The sequence below is a fragment of the Pseudopedobacter sp. genome, assembly GCF_040392825.1.
Lineage (GTDB): Bacteria > Bacteroidota > Bacteroidia > Sphingobacteriales > Sphingobacteriaceae > Pseudopedobacter.
Window position 1 is genome coordinate 13,025 of record NZ_JBEBVH010000007.1, and the last position, 21,688, is coordinate 34,712.

11 protein-coding genes are annotated in these 21,688 nt (G+C 37.3%); all 11 read right to left on the reverse strand.

The genetic code is table 11. From position 1 onward, the window contains the following. Window positions 1-272 precede the first annotated feature (272 nt). The 11 genes from ABWO41_RS01165 to ABWO41_RS01215 all read right to left on the reverse strand — a co-directional run bounded on the left by ABWO41_RS01165 (window position 273) and on the right by ABWO41_RS01215 (window position 21,328). Entirely contained in the window at window positions 273-1,718 is a 1,446-nt protein-coding gene (locus ABWO41_RS01165; protein WP_353132224.1) for a glycoside hydrolase family 10-like protein, read from the reverse strand. 85 nt (window positions 1,719-1,803) lie between these two features. After that, on the reverse strand, window positions 1,804-3,237 hold the full coding sequence (locus ABWO41_RS01170) for a DUF4623 domain-containing protein (RefSeq protein WP_353132226.1): 1,434 nt from the start codon (window positions 3,235-3,237) through the stop codon (window positions 1,804-1,806). Between the two features lie 25 nt (window positions 3,238-3,262). Then, window positions 3,263-5,086: a RagB/SusD family nutrient uptake outer membrane protein gene (locus ABWO41_RS01175; RefSeq protein WP_353132228.1), complete on the reverse strand. Its 1,824-nt coding sequence runs from the start codon at window positions 5,084-5,086 to the stop codon at window positions 3,263-3,265. Window positions 5,087-5,103: 17 nt separating this feature from the next. Next, window positions 5,104-8,565, reverse strand: a complete 3,462-nt coding sequence (locus ABWO41_RS01180; protein ID WP_353132230.1) for a SusC/RagA family TonB-linked outer membrane protein — start codon at window positions 8,563-8,565, stop codon at window positions 5,104-5,106. 471 nt (window positions 8,566-9,036) lie between these two features. After that, a complete protein-coding gene (locus ABWO41_RS01185) occupies window positions 9,037-11,856 on the reverse strand; it encodes an FAD-binding and (Fe-S)-binding domain-containing protein (protein WP_353132232.1) in 2,820 nt (939 codons plus the stop codon). A 90-nt stretch (window positions 11,857-11,946) separates the two neighbouring features. Then, window positions 11,947-13,419, reverse strand: coding sequence for a sodium:solute symporter (locus tag ABWO41_RS01190; RefSeq protein WP_353132234.1), 1,473 nt, complete (start codon window positions 13,417-13,419; stop codon window positions 11,947-11,949). Window positions 13,420-13,510: 91 nt separating this feature from the next. Next, complete coding sequence (murQ, locus tag ABWO41_RS01195; RefSeq protein ID WP_353132236.1) at window positions 13,511-14,320, reverse strand: N-acetylmuramic acid 6-phosphate etherase; 810 nt, start codon at window positions 14,318-14,320, stop codon at window positions 13,511-13,513. 27 nt (window positions 14,321-14,347) lie between these two features. Then, a complete protein-coding gene (locus ABWO41_RS01200; RefSeq protein WP_353132238.1) occupies window positions 14,348-16,048 on the reverse strand; it encodes a glycoside hydrolase family 3 protein in 1,701 nt (566 codons plus the stop codon). 4 nt (window positions 16,049-16,052) lie between these two features. Then, window positions 16,053-17,897 carry an outer membrane protein assembly factor BamB family protein gene (locus ABWO41_RS01205; protein ID WP_353132240.1) on the reverse strand — a complete coding sequence of 615 codons (1,845 nt, stop codon included), beginning with the start codon at window positions 17,895-17,897 and terminating at the stop codon, window positions 16,053-16,055. Window positions 17,898-18,008: 111 nt separating this feature from the next. Next, window positions 18,009-19,496, reverse strand: a complete 1,488-nt coding sequence (locus tag ABWO41_RS01210) for a glycoside hydrolase family 10-like protein (RefSeq protein WP_353132242.1) — start codon at window positions 19,494-19,496, stop codon at window positions 18,009-18,011. Window positions 19,497-19,672: 176 nt separating this feature from the next. Next, window positions 19,673-21,328 (reverse strand): T9SS type A sorting domain-containing protein, encoded by a 1,656-nt coding sequence (locus ABWO41_RS01215; RefSeq protein WP_353132244.1) that lies wholly within the window; start codon window positions 21,326-21,328, stop codon window positions 19,673-19,675. Window positions 21,329-21,688 lie beyond the last annotated feature (360 nt).

A 21,688-nucleotide genomic window follows, 5' to 3' on the forward strand; every position in this document is an offset into this window, starting at 1 on the left:
AATGCAAAACATTATCTTAACCAATGTAATCGTGTAAAAACACTATAACAATTACCTGGGATTTTTCGGTAAAAGAGATTCTGGAATTAGGTCAGAAATAAACAAAGGAGCCTGTAAAATATTGTTATTTTGACAAATAAACACTTACTAATAAATAATATATAGTCTTAGCTTCGACTTATAACAATACCATTTTTAATAACCGCTATAAGAGTAAATTAAAAAGAGCTTGATTCAGTTAGCTGAATCAAGCTCTTCGGGGCGATTCCAAATTACTTCTTTTCTATAGTTGCTGTAGCTGTACTCTCCAGGTTATCGACATTGATTGTAGTCACACAATAAAAACCTTTTTCTGTAACATTCATTGTAGTATTACGGGTAACTCCCACAACTTTACCTGCAGCCTTCAGATCTGAAAAATAATACACTACCGTTCTTAAATTAGTTCCCGACACCTTCCAGGTCAATTCATTACCATTTAGATTTAAATTGGTTGGAATAGTTGGTTTCGGAGCTACTTCCCGACCGGCAAAAGGCATAACCACATTAGGGCTATAAAGTTCTTTTAGCTTATCTGTAATACCAATTCTATTGGCCATGACATCACGAGCTGAGTATATCGCAGAGCCAACAGCATATTTATTTTTCCGCACTAAATCAAATTGTCTGGCTAATTGTTCAACATTTTGAAATGCCGCTCCGCCATCAGAAGCTCCAAATTTATAATAACCATGTCCGATAACAAGCTGCGCCTTTCCTCTAAATTGTGTCCAATCTGCAAGATTACCTTCGAAAGGATTTGAGGAGTTCCCAATTTCCTGATACAACTGAGGTATTAATATGTCCACCCAACCTGAAGATGTCCATTTAGGTACATCAGCAAACATAGTATTATAATTATAGGATCTGCTTGCAGCCGGTGAAACTGAAAAAACTACTTCTGGTTTTGTAGCTTTTATCGTATTAAAAACACCTTCAATAGCCTTTTCTACATTACCACGTCTAAAATCTTCTTTTTTTGTGTATCCGGCTCCGTATTTTGTAAAATCAGCATCATCATTATAAGTGAATCCTGAGGGATAAAAATAATCATCAAAATGAATTCCATCTACATTATACTTGCTGATCAAATCTTTTACAATATCATTTAATCGCTGCCTTACCTCTGGCATAGCAGGATTATATATCCGAATAGTTGGTAAATCTATAGTCCAGGCAGAAGGAATGGTGGATGGTAAAGCAGCAAATGAACCAGATTGATCTGCTCTGGTGGAAATCCGGTAAGGATTCATCCAGGCATGAAACTCCATACCCCGGGCATGCGCTTCATCAATCAGGAATTTTAAGACATCATATCCGGGATCTACTCCTCTGGTTCCGGAAATTGATGCAGACCATGGCTCATAAGGAGAGTTATAAAACGCATCAGCCATTCCTTTTACCTGAAAAATCACAGCGTTAAACTTAAGCTCCTGAAGACGATCCAACATGTCTCTATATTTTTGTTTTTGTCCTGCTTCTCCGCGTATTCCAGGCCAGTCCAATTCCCACACCGTTGCGAACCAGGCGGCTCGCATTTCTTTTTTAGGAAAGTTTAAACCTGTAGAAACAGGCGGTTCAGGGTCAGGAGTTGGTGTAACTCCCGAATCTTTACTACAGCTATTTAAAATCAAGGCCAGGCAGAGAAAAACACCCGCGTTAAGAAGTAGTCTTTTCATGTAATCAAAATATTAAGCGTTATAAAAGCAAAAAAGGCATCCGGCTATTTGCCATTCAAATGTGGATGCCCTTTTTGATAAAAAATTAGTCGGCAGCAACATTAACAGGCACTTCAATAATTGCAAAACCTGCATCCGCCGCTGCTCCATAAAGAACAAGTTTTTCATCCTTACCTTGCGTATCTTTTTTTATAGCAAAGCCAGTTTGTGAAGCCGGAGCAGAGTTTACACCAGTACTTAATACATAGTCAAAAACTGCACTTTTATCATCACTTCCTTCAAAATACCCCAAAGCTTCGACTATATTCTTTCCTCTATTAATATTATAAACCATTATGTTTGCAGTTTCACCAGCATACCTGGCAACAGTTACAACCAATAAGTAACGCATCTGGTTAAAAGTTACCACACGAGCATCAACCGCATTCTTTGGCAAAGAACTAAGTTTCATGGTGTATGCTATAGTTCCAGAGGAACTTACAACAGAAATAGGTAAAGTATTCCCTGTAAGCAGGTAATCATCGGTATTTTCAACTCTCAAAAAAGAAGACCATTGACCATAAGTATTACCATTATTTAAAGCTGTAGGTTCCGAAACCTGAGTATAATTCGATACTTTAAATCTTAACATCGGCGCAGTGGTACTAATTAAATGAATATAACCATTGCCATCTTTATCTAAATTGATCGAAAAATTATCTCCATGCCTAACCCCTGCATTGGCTATAGTACCTACATTATAATCAGCTATCATATTTGGAGCTACACCAGGATCAGTCCAGTGATAAATTCTAAGCGGGCTTGCGGCTGTATTGGAAGACAAATTAATTACATAAGTATGTCCATTTACAATAGCTCCCATATTGTAGGTATACGTTCCCAAACTAACACCCGTTAAATTCAATTTTATTGGTGCTATTAAATTATTTTTCAAATCGGATACTTTTAATAAATGAGGTGCAGTACTTGTCCTTGCTACAATTAATACGTGTTCTCCATCAAATCCAGTCCCGCGAGTCGCTAATCCTACAAAATCTGGATATATTGGATTTGGTGCAACATTATTAGAATAATCATATACTACAGCTTTTGAAAAGTCTCCTCCGAATACCGGTACTTTCAATCGAAGGTCAGCGGCATACTCTCGATATCTGGGAGCATTCACTACTTTCAGAACGATTTGCTTTTCTGACTTCCCTTCTTCAAATTCTATATTAAAAACATCCTGTTCCAGCTTAGCCCCATCTGATACAACTGCTTCAAATTTTAAGTTTTCAAAATTAGTTAGCGTATCAATCCTGGGAAAAGAAATTTTCTTGGTGTTCTCATCTATTGTTCCTTCCAAAACCACATCTCCGTTGGCACCAGTATTTAAAATCTTAATCGATTTCAATTCAGTAAATTGTAATGACGTATCCATTTCTCCTGGAAGATCATCCTTACAGGACGTTATTGCAAATGCAGTAAAAAGCATCGTGATAACAAGGCCTGCTTTCGAAATATTTGATATAAATTTCATAACTATCTCTTAAATAATAAAAAGATTAATACTCGGGCCATCCTTGAGTTTGCTTCAATTCGTAACCCTTTGCTCTATACTGATCCATTTGATTAAATCCTATCGGTGTCAGATAAGGATTCACATTTGAGATATTTAAAAATGGTAATCTACCCTCACTTTCCTGATTTTTATAAAATCCCTTCATCAGCGCAGAGTTTGATCCGGTATAAACTGTTTCATTTCCATTAAGGTCTACAACAGAAAGCTTCCCAATCTGTGCCGGAGCAATATAACTTGCCATTTGCGCAGGAAAATCTATCCAACCTCCAGATAAAAGATCTTCATTTTCATCATTATCCATATACTCCAGCTTAGACCAACGTCTCAAATCAGTCAAACGGAAAGTTTCGAAAACAAACTCCATGCGACGCTCTCTTCTAATCTCCCATATCAGCGCAGAAACTCCGGGGTCGCGACTCGGGTCAACAGGCAAATTAGCAAGTGTCATAGCTGCAGTTTGCTTTACCCCTCTGGCAATTGCTTCCGGAGCTAAAGGACGTTTCCGGATAACATTAATTGTGGCTTCAATATCTGTCTGCGTTACCGCATCACCTCCAACAGTCGCTAGTTCAGCCTTGGCTTCAATCAAGTTAAGCAACACTTCTGCATACCTGAGTACCGGTGCATCCGTCTCATTTTTCGAACCTTTATTAACCTCAATCAGGGTTGCTTGCTCTGGTGTTCTGTCATTTGGCGGTACTTCTTTTAAGATTTTTTCGACTTCACGGGGAAAAAACTTAGTAATATAAAACAACGATCCTTTATTTAAAGCATCTGGCTTTGAATAGAATGTTGCCTCAAAACGTGAATCTCTGGTTTCTATCAGGTTGGTGATATCAAAATCATTTGCATCAGCCATTGTACTGGTTTCCCAAACGCTTCCATCATTTAAGATGTAAGCCTTAATCAAATCTGTTGTTGGACCATTTAAGGTAGATTCCTGAAGATTTCCGTACGAGGAAATAGAATGTGTTACTCCAACCGCACCATCATATACGCGATACAAAATCATATCTTTACTACCCGCTAAGCTTTTAGAAGTAAATTGCGATTTATAATCAAGTTCGATAGCAAATTTCTTACTGTTTACTACTATTTGTGCAGCATCTCTTGACAACTCTAAAAATTTCCTGGCCCGCTCTGTGTTATTATAATAATACTTTTGCCAGGTTCCTTCAAACAGAGCCAGTCTGGATACCATTGCTGCAACAATATAACGGTTTAAGGTTTGGTCACCATCGTTCAATCTCACATTGTTCAATGCAAATTGCCAGTCTTCATATACATGGTCCATCACTTCGTTACGTGATGTTCTGGGTTTATAAAGCTGATCAGTATCTATATCTTGTAACTCAAAATCATAATAAGGTACATCACCGTATGATCTTACCAGATTAGCGTAATCCACTGCTCTGTAAAAACGGGCGACCCCCAGCCAGTGATTCTTCGCTTCCTCAGTAAGCACACCTGTCATTTTACTCTCTATACGCGAGATCATGATATTTGTCGAGCGAATATTCTCCATGTCCCAAATAGAGTTAACAGGTACAGCTCTTGTAAAGTTAGGCTGTTTACCTTGCACAACAATGTCATCGCTATTTGTAAAATTAATTAACGGAGCAGCACCACCACTATAGCACGCAAAAAAATAGGCCATATACTTGTTAGCGTACAATCTTAATTTTTCTTCACTTGACCATGCCGTCTCGTCATTTTCCTCAGTCAGTTGAGGACGGTCTAAAAGTTTCTCACATCCAGAAAAACCTAAAGCTGCGACGACTAGTAATATTTTATATGTGATTTTCATTTCTTAGATATTAATAGTTAAAAACCAATTTGCAACCCCATTGAAGCCGATTTGAAAGGAGGGTTCGAAGTCCCCGTCCTACCCAAGTTATAATTCCCACCAGGTCTCAACATGGATACTCCTGATATCGCTTCAGGATCAATAGGCAGTCCTCTCAAGTTGTCAAACGTAAAATAGTTCTCTAACGAAACATAAATACGTACCGTAGATAGTTTAATCCTATTAAGTATCGCCGGGTCTATATTATAACCCAAGGTGATATTCTTGATTTTCAAATAGGACATATCTAATAAATACCTGGATTGCACACGCATAACATAACCTTCATTTGCTCCATTTAAATTCCAGGCCCGAGGATAGAAAGCATCTGTACGATCTGGCTTCCAGTAATTTCCGGCAATAGCCTGCGGCATAGCACCTTCTTTCGCAAAGTATCCGGGAATTGCCAGCTGACCTGATCCCCAAATCTGGCGTTTACCGACTCCCTGGAAGAACATAGACAGATCAAAACCTTTGTATTCTGCTCCCAGCCTGAAACCATATTCATAACGCGGTGTTGTATTACCTATAACAACGCGATCACCAGGATCTCCGTTGGTCCCTTTGCCTGCGTCAATATAACCGTCTCCATTAACGTCAACGAACTTAATATCCCCCGGACTCATCAGCATGGTTTGATTACCATCTTCGAAGTAAGTTTGATAAACCGGATTACTCCCCACCAACATATTGGTTCTCTTGCTGGTACCATTATAAATAATATCTGTTTGCACAAAATTTCCCAAATCATCATACACAAAGTCTCCTTCCTGATACAGACGATCTGTCACAAAACCATAAATATCTCCATATCGTCTACCTGTAGAAAAAGTTGTCCCTAAAGATCTATTTTCCCATGGTGTCTTAAAATCCGCACCTTTGGTTACAAAAGTTACTGCATCAGCAAGGTTTGCATTGAAGACCAATTTTAAACCATTTTCAAAATAATGACTAAAATCAGCGGCAATTTCCCAACCGCGAGTTCTTAAATTACCATAATTACCTTGCGGAGCTGCCGTACCATAAGTGTCCGGCAAAACATCACCTCCAACAATCATGTTATTCGTATTCCTTTGAAACCATTCTCCGGTAATACCAAGCTTATTATTAAAAAATCTCAGGTCGGCCCCAATATTCAAGTGCTCAATATCCTGCCATGTAATATCCCCGGATATAGCTCCCGGAGTAGCCATCTGATAAAATTGTTGACCAGCAGAGGTTAACCATGAATTTTTATCAATATTCATGGTTGCAATATATAAGTCATTGGGCACCGACTGGTCTCCAATAGAACCCCAGGAAGCCCTAAGTTTTGCAAAACTCAATACCGGCTTTATCGATTCCATAAAGTTTTCACCAGAAATTACCCATCCTCCAGAAACCGAAGGATATGAACGCCACTTCAGATGTGTCGGAAACTTAGATGTTCCATCACGTCTCATACCCACTTCAAAAAGGTACTTATCTTTAAAAGCATAATTTATGCGGCCAAAAAAACCTGCTTGCGAATCCCAATTTGTCCCTCCCGTTATTTTGTCCACTCCGGTAGCAAAGTTAACTTGCGGATTATCATTGTTAATCAAGTTTGTTCGCTTAGAAGACTGACTCCTCCAATCATATGCTACGATATTCGTACCGAGCATAAACTTCATCTGGTGTTCCTTTAAATCGAGATTATAGGTAGAAAAGGCATTAAAGGTATGTCTTTTGGTATTAATACCATATTGATAGAAGTAGGTATTTTCCTTTAAGGTATAATCTGTCATCGGGAATTCATAAGCCGGCATTCCTCCGTTATCTGTCGGAATTCCGTTCTCATCTACATATACCCTATTCCCACTCTCATCAAATAATGCATTTACACCATACCAATGCGTCTTTCCCTGCACATAAGGCACAGATGATATTTCGTTATTATTTTCTGTTTGGTAAGCATAATCTCCCTGAATGTCCCATTTTTTTGTAAGATTAATCGTCGTTCCGAAATTAATATTTAAGAACCTGTTCTTATTTATCTCATCGTTAGATTTTCTTGCCGAAAAAGCCGGATCGATGATATCCTTTCCATTTTCCTGTACTCCAACCGGAAATAAACGCGACCAGCGATAAAGATACAACCACGGGTCGGCAGCAAATCCGTCCACATACAACGAGTTTGGATTTCTTTTGGTACTTTCAGAATAACGCGCACCTCCACGTAAAGTCAAATAGTCTGTGACCTGAGTACTCACATTCACTGTAGGAGTAACTCTCCTGAAGTCGTCATGAACAGCCGGTTTCATCATACCTTCCTGTCCCAAATAACCCACACTCATATTGTAGGCAGTTCTTCCGCTTTTTCCATTGATACCCAAATTATGAATATTCGAAAAAGCATGATCTTTAACCATCGTTTTTACCGGATCATAGATACGATATCCAAATTTTTGAGTACCATCCCACCACCAGTCACGACCATATAAAACGGGATCATCATACTTTACTGTAGCGCCATACTTTTGCTGCCACTCTTTAATTTTTTCGAAGCTGGTACGATCTATACGCCAAAATCCCCCCGCAGGACCTGCTTGCTTCATATTTTCATGCGCATCTAAAGTATACTCTAATCCATCTATACCAGCAATATCAATATCTTTAAATGGAGATTGCCAGACAAAATTATTAGAATAAGAAACGGTATTTGACTCCGTTGCAGTACCTTTCTTCATGGTAATTAAAATTACACCAAAAGCAGCTTTAGAACCATAAATAGCGGCGGATGCAGCATCCTTCAAAACCGTTATACTTTCAATATCATCGGGATTAACCATATTGATACTTGGAATTTCCACGTTGTCTACCAATATTAATGGATTACTGGAACCTAAGACCGACCCTACCTGACCACGAATCTTTATTATAGGATCTGATCCCACTTCCCCGGATGGGACAACAACAGATAAGCCAGGTACCGCCCCCTGCAATCCACGGCCAACATCAGGAATTGGTCTATTTCCAAAGGTTTTCTTAACATCCACATTAGATACAGCTCCTGTTAAGTGTCCCTTTTTTTGCTGACCATAACCAACAACAACAACTTCATCCAGAACTTTATCTTCATTGTCTAATGAAATATTCACCTGAGAAGAGGTAACAACAACATCCGTTGGTTTATAACCTAAAAAAGATACCCGCAACGTTTGCCCTTTTGTTGCTTCAATCTTAAAATGACCATTTAAATCAGTCATAGTCGATTTTGAAGTACCCACAATAGAAACAGATGCTCCGGCAATAGGACCATCCTTGTCCGATACCGTACCTTGTACGATATTCTGTTGCATCCCATAACGAGATGTTTCTTTCAAAAGATCTCTCGACGCCACCTTCACCCAAGTCTCGGCATAGAGTTCGGGTAACAGCAAAAATCCTAAAGCAGCAGAGAAGAGTAATGATTTTCTCATGTTCAGATTATTAAATCGGTTTATAAATTTGACCTATTAGTTTTAATGCATGTTGAAAAACAAAAAACGCACAAACACGAAACTAATTTACGCAAAAATCAGAAACTTGCAAGTTTATATTTTTTATTTTATACTAATAACAAGCATATTAGCAATAAATAAGTCGTAACAGCTGTTTTTCGAAAAAACGTAAAACCAGATCAAAAACTGCAACAATACGCAAATTCAAGCAATAACAAACAATAACTAAAATCAGAAAAGTGTAGATGATAATCGTTGGAACTCCGCTTTATAAACCACCTTCGCTTAAAAAAGACCTTAAATAAAGACACTTTATGAAAAGAATAAGTAGCTATAAAACAAATGAGCCCGATGGAATAGCGGGCTCATTTCAATCTAAAAACTAAATTTTGTTTAAACTTTTAGGTATCTCTAACTTAGACACCTCTTAACCTAATTATCGCTATATAATTATATGCAATCGTCTACCAGATAAACTATAGATTCGTAATTCTTCCCTACTGCGTCAGACAGTGACATTTCACAGGTTTTACTTGAAGAGTAGTAACCATCAAACGAACCACAGGAATTAACCTCCTGAGCCTCCATTGCGGTTGCAGATTGGGTGAGTTCTGGAAATAAAAACCCCCTGTCTCCTGCCATCCCACAGCAATAAGCGTTAAAAGGAACAACTACTTCTTCGGCAAAAAAATCTGCTATTTTTTTAAACTGGGCATTTAGCCCCATTTTTTTCAGCGAACACACCGGATGCAAAACAATTCGTTGTTTTTTACGCAGCAACTTTGCTCTTGGAATAATAAACTCGTCTATATAATCTATACTATCGATAATTCTTAATGAATCTAATCTTTGTTTATTGATATCTGTTAAATAATTTCTGCTCCCCTGCAAAGTATGCGTACAAGAACTTACATCTAACATTACCGGAAGTTTCCCTTGGTTACTCTCTTCCCATATCTGCTCTACAGAATGATTTACAGCATACTCAAAAGCTTTTTGATAACCTTTAGAGGAGAACATTTGCCCACAGCACATTCCACTAATCTCTTTAGGAATCTTAAAAGCAATCCCTACTTTAGCAGATATGCTTGCCATGGTATCAATCATATTTTTCTTACCACTAACCCCCGGCCCTCCCATCATTCTGGAAATACATGTTGGCATATAGACTATTGCATCTTCGCCGTCTTTTTTATAACTGGACCTTATATTTCCTGTCGCTTTAATTTGGTTAGACCATTGCGGCATAACAGGTATAATGTCTTTTATCGTTCTGGTTAGTTTATTTAAAACATTACCTCCTAAAAAGTTATTAATTCCGGTAGCAGCTTTAACTCCAAATTCAGTAGCAGAAGATGCGAAAGCAAAATTTTTCGCAATCTGCAGAGCTACTTTATTAGAAAAATCACTATGGTTTTCTCTTCTTAAACGTTTTACCAGATCACCAGTATTGATATCTACAGGACAAGCCGAAGCACAAGAACCATCTACGGCACAGGTATCTAAACCATCATATTGATATTGCTCTAAAAGCGTATTATAGTCGGTTTTCTTACCTTTTCGTTTTAAGGTATGCAGTTCTCTACGCACAACTATACGCTGTCTGGGAGTAAGGGTGAGGTTTCTACTGGGACAAACATGCTCGCAATAACCACATTCCATACACTTATCAACTTCATATTCTACAGTTGGTAAATCTTTCAGATTAGCAATATGCGCTTTTTTATCTTCATTAATAATAACTCCCGGATTTAAGAGATTTCTAGGATCAATAACCGCTTTAAGCGCTTTCATAATAGCATAAATTTCTTCACCCCATTCTGTTGCAATAAACGGCGCCATATTTCTACCAGTGCCATGTTCTGCTTTAAGCGTTCCTTTGTATTTCTCTACAACCAAAAGTACCACATCACGCAGGAACTTATCATAACGCTCTATCTCAGACGGGCTCTGAAACGATTGTGTGACCACGAAATGAATATTTCCATCTTTGGCATGGCCAAAAATAATCGCATTGGTATAATCATATGCTTTAAACAGCTTTTGCAGATCTAATATAGCATCTCCTAAAGTCGCAACAGGAAAAGCTATATCCTCTAATATCACGGTAGAGCCGCTAGCCCTTACAGCACCAACTGACGGGAACATACCTTTCCTCAATGTCCAGAGAAATGCTTGTTCTCCCGGTATCTGAGTAAATACCGCCGGACTTAACAAACTCAATTCTGCAGAGAGCAATAAAAACTGATTAATTTTTTCTTCCAGATCTTCTTTTGTATGTGCCTGATATTCGATCAGCAATGCCGCTGCAGATTCCGGCAACGTTTTGAGTAGATCTGGTACACCTTTAATGTGTTCTATAGACCGCAAAGAAGCCCTATCCATTAATTCTACCGCCTCCGCTCCCGAGTCTGTTAATGGCACAATAGCCTTGCAGGCTTCGTAAATATCCGGAAAATACAGCAATGCCGTAGACTTCTCTTTATAATCGTCTATGGTTTGCATAACCGCTTCAGCGATAAATCCCAATGTCCCTTCTCCCCCGATTAGTAAATGAGCCAGAATATCTAAAGGTTGTTCATAATCAATAAAAGAATTGACAGAATATCCTACTGTATTTTTTGTCTGGTATTTATGACGGATGACCTCATACAAAGCAGGATTAGAAATAATCTGCTCTCTCAGATTAGTTAATGTATTAAATATATCCGGACACTCTTCTGCAAAGCGAGTATAATCTTCCGGCGTTTCTGTACTATAGCACTTGCCATTAGGCAATATAAATTTAATGTACTTTGTAGTATGATAAGAGTTAGCATGTACACCACAACACATCCCACTTGAGTTATTAGAGAGAATACCTCCTATCATAGCTGAATTAATACTAGACGGATCCGGTCCTATTTTCTTCCCAAAACTTCTAAGTTTGTTATTTACTGCCGCCCCTATTATTCCCGGCTGCACCCGAACTTGCGCCCCCCCTTGTTCTACATTTATATGATCCCAGTACTGACTCAGGTCCACTAATATACCATCGGTTATAGATTGTCCCGAAAGACTGGTACCGCCTGTCCGAAATGTCATAGGCATTTGATGTTGATGAGAAAATCGAAATAATGCAACAATCTCATCAACTGATACTGGCTGAACCACAGCTTTTGGCGTCAGGTGATAAAAACCTGCATCAGCTGCATATGCTACAACATCTATTAATCTATCCTTAATTCTATCCGTAGGGATGATAGTTTTTAACAGTTCACCAATGTTCATTTCAGATATTTTATAAACGACTAAAATTGAAAATAGTTATGATTTATCCAAGTTAACCCCGAACAAATCATAACCATATTCTAAAAAAAATTAAGCCAGATCTCTCGCTCGACTGCTTGTCAGCAACATACAAAGCATAGTAATAAGGGCATTGATAATAATTAATTCAAAACCTATTGAGTATCCAAACCAGCTTAATGATTCTTTATCTATAAAGAATGCAATAGCAGGCGAAAGCACACAGATATAGGGAATTAATTTATCTTTTATACTTCTTTTGCTTATCATTCCGAAAGCGAATAAACCAAGCAAAGGCCCGTATGTATAACCCGCTGCTTTAAAAATAGCATTTACCACAGAGTCGTCATTGATGATTTTGAAAACCAATACCACCAGAAAAACTACAAAAGAAAAAGCCAGATGTACCCAATGCCTTTGCTTTACCAACACAGGATCGTTTGTATCTCCTTTCTTATCAAAATGCAGAAAATCTACACAAAAAGATGTAGTCAATGCTGTTAAGGCCGAATCAGTAGTTGCAAATGTGGCAGCAGTTAACCCCAGCATGAAAATAATTGCAGGTACAACTCCCAGATAGTTCAGGGCTATTTCCGGAAATAAATGATCTGGAGTACCTAAAGATGCGGTATCTATACCTTTAGCATTTGCATAAATGTAAAGCAATGCACCTACGCTTAAAAAGAAGAGATTCATTACCACAAAAATCCCGGTAAAAGACAGCATATTTTTCTGTGCCTCCCAGATATTCTTACAACTCAGATTCTTCTGCATTAAATCCTGATCTAAACCAGTCATCGCAATTGTAATGAATATACCTCCTAAAAACTGTTTAATGAAATGATTTTTATTGGAACCAAAATCATCCCAAAAGAATATTCTGGAATAAGAGCTTTCTTTTACAGCTTCAAAAGTATGTTTCAGATCTATATTTAAACCTTTTGATATGAAATAAATAGACAATATCACCGATGACAAAAGAAATACAGTTTGCAGTGTATCGGTAATAATAATTGTTTTTAACCCTCCTTTAAAAGTGTAAGACCATATTAAAAGCAAACATATAACTATAGTGATCCAGAATGGAACATTCCAAGCATCGAAAATAAATTTTTGAAGAACAATTGCCACCAGGTAAAGTCTAAAGGCAGAGCCTATCGTTCTGGATATCAAGAAAATCATTGCCCCGGATTTATAGCTCCAATAACCAAATCTTTTTTCAAGATAAGTATAGATGGAAATCAGATTCAGTCGGTAATACAGCGGCAGCAGCACCGTTGCTATAAGAATAAATCCTACTGCATTACCCAATACAAATTGAAAATACCCGAAAGAACTTTTTTCTACAGCACCGGGAACAGAAATAAAGGTTACACCCGAAAGTGCAGTTCCTATCATACCAAATGCGACAAAATACCACTTTGAGTTTCTGTTGGCAATAAAGAAACTCGAATTGTCCGAAGAGTTTTTTGATGTAAAATAAGATATTATGATTAATACAGAGAAGTATACAATCAAAAACAATAAAAGTAATAAGGGAGACATATATATTATTTTGTCAATAAATTAAAGTCATTTTTTACCAACACAAGATGATAATAATTGTTAAAACAACAGGGTCTTTATTAAAAATATTTTAGTGATGGGTACAACTCTCTATGGCTTTTCGCACACTACCATATCTTTCCAGCAATTGAGAGGCTTTCTCTTCACTTACACCGGTTTCCTGTACGATCATCTTGGTACCTCTGCTAACTAACTTGTGATTAGTCAGTTGCATATCAACCATCTTATTTCCCTTCACCCTACCCATTTGAATCATTACGGTTGTACTGATCATATTTAGCGCAAGTTTCTGTGCTGTTCCGGATTTCATTCTTGTAGAACCCGAGACAAACTCCGGACCTACTACAATTTCTACAGGATATTGAGCTTCAGCTGCAATAGGACTTCCTGAATTACATACGATACAACCTGTTACTATTCCTTTTTCATTAGCTTTCTGTAAACCGCCAATTACATAAGGCGTAGTACCGGAAGCTGCAATACCAATCACTACGTCATCTTCATTTATTTCAAATTCCTCGAGGTCTCTCCAGGCCTGTCCCATATCGTCCTCTGCATTTTCAACCGCTCTCCTGATAGCTGTATCTCCCCCAGCGATAATACCCACAATCCAATCAAATGGCACCCCAAAAGTTGGCGGACATTCCGAGGCATCAAGCACTCCCAATCTTCCGCTTGTTCCCGCTCCTATATAAAACATCCTGCCACCTCTTTTCATTCGCTCAACTGCAGCTTCTACTAATTTTTCTATTTGAGGAATAGACTTAGCAACAGCGTCAGACACAGTTGCATCCTCTTTATTGATATTGGAAAGAATTTCGTTTACAGACATCTTCTCCAAATCATCGTAATTCGATTCTCTTTCAGTTGTAAATTCCATATGTTTACTGAATAAAATAACCAAAACCTATTTTAAACTCAATCCCGATCCAAGTTGATATCTTGCATTAATGCTCACAGGCAATCTTCCTTCCGGGTTAATCTCCTTTCTCAACAACCTCAATGCGGTCTCATGCATGATCTCATCGTCTTCATAACACACAACCAAATTCTTTGCTTCCGAGAACTTGTTGGCAGCATAAGGATTTCCAAAAACAAAACCAAGCACCTTATCTTTTTGTAAGATTGAGCTTATTAACATGGTCGAAATTGGTGAAATTCCAAAATCGTTTGCGGGACTCCTATTAAACTGATGCAGACCCAACACTATTGCATTATATTTTTCGTTTAAATTACTAATTATTTTTCGTACATCTTCTTTTGATGAACTATTATCAAATAGATAAACGTCTGTATTGAAATTAGATTTTAACAAGTCTGCAAACTTATTATCGGATTTTACACCAACAGCAACATAAGCAATTTTAGCATTTGCCGCAAGGTTAAACAATGTCGAGTCTGTCTTATTTAAGACTGTAATTGCCTTTTCATAAACCTCTTTTTTAATAGCATATACATCTTTATTTAAATCGGCAGCTATATTCGCTGTATCAACATAATGTAACTGCTTTAAACCTAAATGATATTTTGAAATGAGTACTTTATTAACTTTTTCATCTATATCATCCCATGTAAGTTCTTTTTTTCTGATAGACTTTCTTATTTTTTTGATACTTCCTTTGATATCACCCGGCAGGCAAAGCATATCATTGCCCGCAATAATAGATTTTGCAGATGCTAGTCCCTGAGGATAAAATTTAGCCACGCCTTGCATCTCTAAAGCATCGGTAAAGGTTAGTCCCTGATAACCAATTTCGTCCCGCAAAAGATGTGTAACATTATTCTTTGATAAGGATGTTGCCTTATTCTTTTCGGAATCTATTGCCGGAATATATAAATGAGCCATCATCATACTTCCAACCCCGGCTCTTGCCAAAGCTTTAAACGGGTAGAGTTCTAAGTTATCAAGCGCTGCTTTAGATTTCAATATGACAGGTAAATCATAATGAGAATCTACACTTACATCGCCATGCCCCGGGAAATGCTTGGCACAAGCCATGATATTATTATCCTGCATACCCCTCATAATTTTAACGCCCATTTTGGCTACCATCTCTTTATCTTCACCAAAGGAACGAACATTGATTACCGGATTAGCCGGATTGTTATTGATATCGACCACAGGCGCATAATTAACCTGAATTCCTGCTCTATGACATTGTTCTGCCATTGCCGCTCCTACTTTATAAGCTAAATCAGGATCATGAGTCGCTCCTATTGTTAACTGGCTTGGAAAGGGTTTCACATCAGAAAAGCGCATTCCAAGACCGGTTTCTCCATCTACAGTAACCATTAGTGGCACTTTAGATAGAGATTGAAGCCGGTTAAGTACTTCTGCCTGCTTTAGAGAATTACCCTGAAACAGACACAATGCACCTATTTTATATTTCCTTACATCTTTAGCTACCTTTTCTTCAAAAAATACATCTTTGCCATTTTGCCGTTCAGAAACACGAATCACCATTAATTGTGCAATCTTCTGTCTCTTATTTAACTTTCCTTGCACACTATCTGCCCAGTGAACTGCCTGCGGAGTCCGCTGTAAAAAATCCTGAGCATACATACACACAGGATAACAAAACAGAATAACAAAAAGCCACTTTTTCATGCTTCTATCTAAAACGATATTTCAAACAATTAATTTTCCCATCCATAGTACTTACCAGGACTCTATTTTTACCCAATGAAAAAACAGTATTAACCAGACTATTAGAAGTTTTATACTGCCATGCAATTTCACCCGATTTCCGATACAGAGCACTTACCAAACCAGATTGAGAAGGAATAAATACCAATCCGTTACTTTCGGTAATCGCAGTCGGACTTATTTCATAAGGAAGTGTAAGCGAAGATGTCCAGTTCTCTTCATAGGTATTTCCTTTAGTAGAAGCTCCAATAACCTTACCATCCATAGTCTTAGCGTAAACAGTAGCAGAATCGTTAGAAATACCTATAGATTCCCTTACTCTGTTTTTCGGATTGGTTATTCTCCATAATACTTTTCCATTATCAGCATCAAACGCTGTAAAATATCTATCAGGAGCCGCAATAAACACCTTTCCATAGGCACCTACAGGATAGCATGCGGCGGGAGAGTACATTCTATTGGCAGAACCGTTATTCCATTTCCAGACCAGATTACCTGTTTTTAAATCCAGCGCATAAAAATGTCTGCCCCAGCTTCCAAAAAATACTTTATTTCGATAAATAAGTGGTTTCGTCACAACAAAACCTTCTACATCTTTATATTCCCAAACTAATTTACCGGTTAGGATGTCTATTGCCCGGAAAATATGATCAGAACTTCCGATATATGCTCTATCCTGATAAATTACAGGAGAACCCAATACAGCTTTATCGGTTTTGATCTTCCATAACAATTCACCGTTTTTTGCAGAGAGTCCGTATATATAATGGTCTGACGAACCTACAACTACTATTCCTGAAGCTACAGCCGGAGTCGAATAAATTTTACCATTGGATTCAAATGTCCAGATTCTCTTGCCTTTTTTTATATCCAATGCATATACTTCTCCTTTTGTATTTGCCGTTATAGCTAATCTTTTATACAAAGAAATTCCTGTCCCCAGATCACTATCGTCCTGATATTCCCAAACAGACCTAACGCTCGTTTGCCTATTATTGACTTCATAAGAAGGCCTCTTATAAGCAATTGAGTCTGGTTTATATTCAGACAATTTCAATGTTAACCAGGCTTCTTTTACAGGTATTGAAGGTCGCTTTTCCTGAAAAGTGCCCGCCCCGCCAGAAATGGTTATGATGTTATATCCACCTATGGAATCTTTAGCTCTTAAATTAGAACGGCACATAACATTAGCTATTCCTTCGGAATTGTATAGCTTATTAATATGGCCATGGCCACAAAGCATAAACTGGATATTATGCTGCTTAATAAGATCTATCGCACTATACCAGTTATTGAGCGACGAATCCTGTGGATAATGATTAATATAGACAACAGGTTTGCTTCCAACTGTTTTTAGCACCTGCTGCAACCAAACAACATCTTCTCTTGGAATTTGACCGGGCCCCATACGCATATTTGGCCCCGATCCTGTCCCGATAAAAACCATTCCCTTATGTTCAAAATAAAAAGTGCTTTTGCCAAATATGGTATTAAATGTATTGGCTCCACTTTCAGACCAATTACTATCGTGGTTACCAGGAACGGCATACCACGGTTTATTTAGTTTATCAAGAATACTTTTAGCTATTTTAAGCTCTTCATCTGACCCAAATTCAGTTACGTCTCCGGATATAATTACAAATTCTATTGACGGATTTATATTAATATCGCTTACAGTATTTTCTAAATCTTCTGCTCCCGTTGCATTTCCGACATGAGTATCTGTCACCAATGCAAATTTGACATCCTGCCCTAGTGCAAAATAAGCAGTTATTGTTAACCAAATGAATAAAAACCCTTTCCTATACATCTTAGTAACCTTTTATAGAAATTGAATATCAGCCTTCTCAAAAATAACAATTAAAAACAAAAACTGCATAAATATGCATTTTTATTTTTTAAAAACGCATATTTATGCATATTATTTTCCTTTTACAATTTCTGACAATATACTCTCGCTTTTGAGCCTATTTAGCGCAGTGATACCATACTTGTATTTTCTGGTTTTAAAATTTGGCTCTTCGGTATAGGAAAGGCTATTAACATCGTAAATAACTTTTACTATATTTTTAGGGTCCTCTGTATCTATAGTGCCTTTTTTAGGAAATCTATAAATCACGTAACCAAAAACATTTCTATCCTGTGATTTTTGCCAGCTCAACTTGCCTTTTTTCATCTCAACCTCTGTAACGGTTATTGGCTTTATAGCATCTATCCATGGCATTGTGGGTACTAATGCAATGTTTTTATTCAAATCTAACCGTAATGAATCCTGAAATGCACCTAAATTATTGGTTATAGATTTCGAACTGAAATAAACACTGCCCTGGATATTAGGATTTTCTCTTAAATATCTGATTTGCCGGGGCATTTGTGTCGGGTCATTCCAGCCATTTTTAGTCTCGGTTAACCGATATATACCATGCCCCACATAAATATGCTTTCCATATGCATTTTTTGCCCACCAGTCCACCAATTTCTCATAAGCTGCAGGTGCATAATTAAATGGAAAATAAATTTGTGGATTTACATAATCTATCCAGCCTCTTTCTGTCCATTTTAATACATCGGCATATAAAGCTGAATAACCAGACATACCCTTAGTATCTGAACCTCTGGGATCTTCGCTTTTATTTCTCCAGATACCAAACGGACTGATTCCAAACTTTACATAAGGCTTCGCTTTTTTAATACTGTCAGAAACAGATTTAATTAATAAATCTACATTGTTCCTTCTCCAGTCATGAATGTCTGTAAATCCATTGGGATATTGTGCAAATGTTATCGTATCGGGCATAAGCTCTTTGCCAGGATATGGATAGAAATAGTCATCAAAATGAACACCGTCTATATCGTAATTCCTAACTACATTTAAGATTATTTTATTAATATAATCCCTTACTTCAGGTAAACCCGGATCAAAGAATTTCTTTTTTGAATAACTAAAGAACCATTCTGGTTTTTGATGAGTGATATGGTTAGGACTCACCAGACTTTCGTTACTGTCATTCGTAGCCCTGTATGGATTAAACCAGGCATGCAACTCCATTCCTCTTTTATGCGCTTCCTGAATGGCAAACTCTAAAGGATCATAAAATGGCTCGGGCCCCTGACCTTGTCGACCCGCAATAAAATAACTCCATAATTCTTCGCTATTTGCGTAGAAGGCATCAGCTGAAGGCCGAACCTGAAATATGATGGCATTCATTTTATTTCTCTGATGTTCATCCAAAATTCTGACAAGCTCTTCTTTTTGTAAATCAGAACTTAAGCCAGCTTTTGATGGCCAGTCGATATTTTTTACCGTCGCTATCCAAACACCTCTGAATTCCCTTTTTGGTGAAGTTTGACTGAACAAATTGCAGGTTATAGCAGTTAACGCTGCAAGAAAAAAGATTCTTATTGACATAAAATTGGTATAAAAAGGGTGCTATCAACACCTTTACAATATTGATTTGTTTTAATAGATAAACTCTATCCTAACTAAAGTTGCTTTATTAATAACCTGTTTTCGTTCGCATTCCTTAAAACTCCATCCGCCATAAAGAACACAAGACAATCCCCCTGAAAACCCAGAGGGCAGTACTATTGCTTCACGATTTTATAATTTTTCACACCTAAATCATTATCTGTAACTTTTACAAAATAAATTCCGGAAGGATAATTATATAATGAAATAGAAATCATCATTTTTGATGAATCACCAGAAAACAATAGCTTTCCCTTAGCATTGTAAATCGCATAACTGATTTCAGACTGCAATAGATTATCTACATTAACAACATCTGTAGTAGGATTTGGATAAACATAAACTGCATTTACACCATTTTTAATGAATTGAACATCATACAATTTAAACTGTCCGTTTTTATCTACCTGTTTAAGCCTATAATAATTAATACCATTTAACGGGTTTTCATCTATGAATTGATAATTTAAAACTGCACTAGAATTTCCATTTTCCGCTTTTGACATTTCCACACCAATAGTTTCGAAACTTTTGCCGTCACCAGAACGCTGCACTTCAAACTTTTCATTGTTGTCCTCAGTATGGGTTGTCCATGTTAGCGTATTCTTACCATTTTTGATAGAAGCATTAAAACCTGAAAGGGAAACCGGAAGCGTACCATCTAAATTAAATGTCAATGAATATTTGGATATAGTGTTACGAGTAACCAGTTGATAAACACCTAAAGTATATTTTCCGGAAACAAAATCAGCAGAGGAAACAACCTCTTTTGAAACCTCCAAGTCAGACGGACCTGCATTTCCTGTCACATAACTATAATCAACTCCAGAACCAGAATTCAAAACCCTAACTTCTTCATAATTGATATTATTAGTATAATCATTCCCTAATATTTTAAAGACTCTAACTTTTTTTGAACTCTCTGTACTTCCTCCCGAAGTCATAAGGTATCCCACATTATTAATTTTGAAATATTTGATTTGTGAAAAATTATTAGTAGCAGTTGCGTCATGAATTCTAAGAGGCATTTTATACCCTATATAGGTATTGGTACCTTCGTCATACAAAAAGAGCTTTCGATCGTTACTGGTTGTATTATGGGAAACAAAAAAGCCAGACTTGGAGTAATCCGATTCGTTTGGAACGATAGAAATAGAAAATGCCGCCAAATCTGCCCCGATAGGAACCTCTCTAACAAAATCCACCCCATTCGATACGTTTCTTTTGTATATATAAACGGATTGTGTAGCTGACCCACCAATAAACAAAACTGCATTGTTTCCTGACCCCACTACATCAAATGAATCACCCATTCTTGGTGTAGATGACATTCCAGGCGGATAAGGCAAGGACAAAACGTCGACAGTAGAATTTTCATTCTCGAGATAATTAACTGTAATAAACTGCCCGTCAGAAGAGCTGCTAAGTGCCGTCCTCATTGTAACAGAATAAATTTCACCAATGTCAGTAACTCTTATTTTTGTATTTTTAAAACCCGACCCGCTTATAGGTATGCTCTTAACATAAGAACCATCGCTGGCATTCAAAACATCAATTCCAGCTCCCTCTCTTGTTGCGACATAAATACGTTCTCCTATATTGCCTCCATTAATTTCACCTCCCTTAAAGTACGATAAAGAGTATGTATTACTTGATGCAGTAAACAACCCAACGCCCGGATTAGATAATATACGCCAGTCATAATCATTTTGCGCTTTACAGATAGTTCCTAAAAACAACATAGAAACTAAATAGAGTAATTGTTTTTTCATGAGTTTTGATTTTAGTTTTTGATATAATTAGTTAATTGATTCTATTTCAAACCTCTTCATCAATCTCACAAAACCGACTTTACTTTCTTAAATCTACCAGGCAAAGCCCCAATATCAGCATTATATAAAACCTCAAGCTGACTCCATATTTGCCTGCATTTATACCTGGCATTTTTAACGGCTAATTAACCGAATAACGTTCTTTGTTGAGGATTTTGCAACTTATCAGGCACTTCATTCTAGCGTATGGAGCAATACGGGCACAAACATGCACCCACTTCGTTAAAGGTCCATGAAATACCAATAATAGCAGAAAATAAAAGAATGGATATGGATGTAAAAGTTTTGGCATAATCGGTT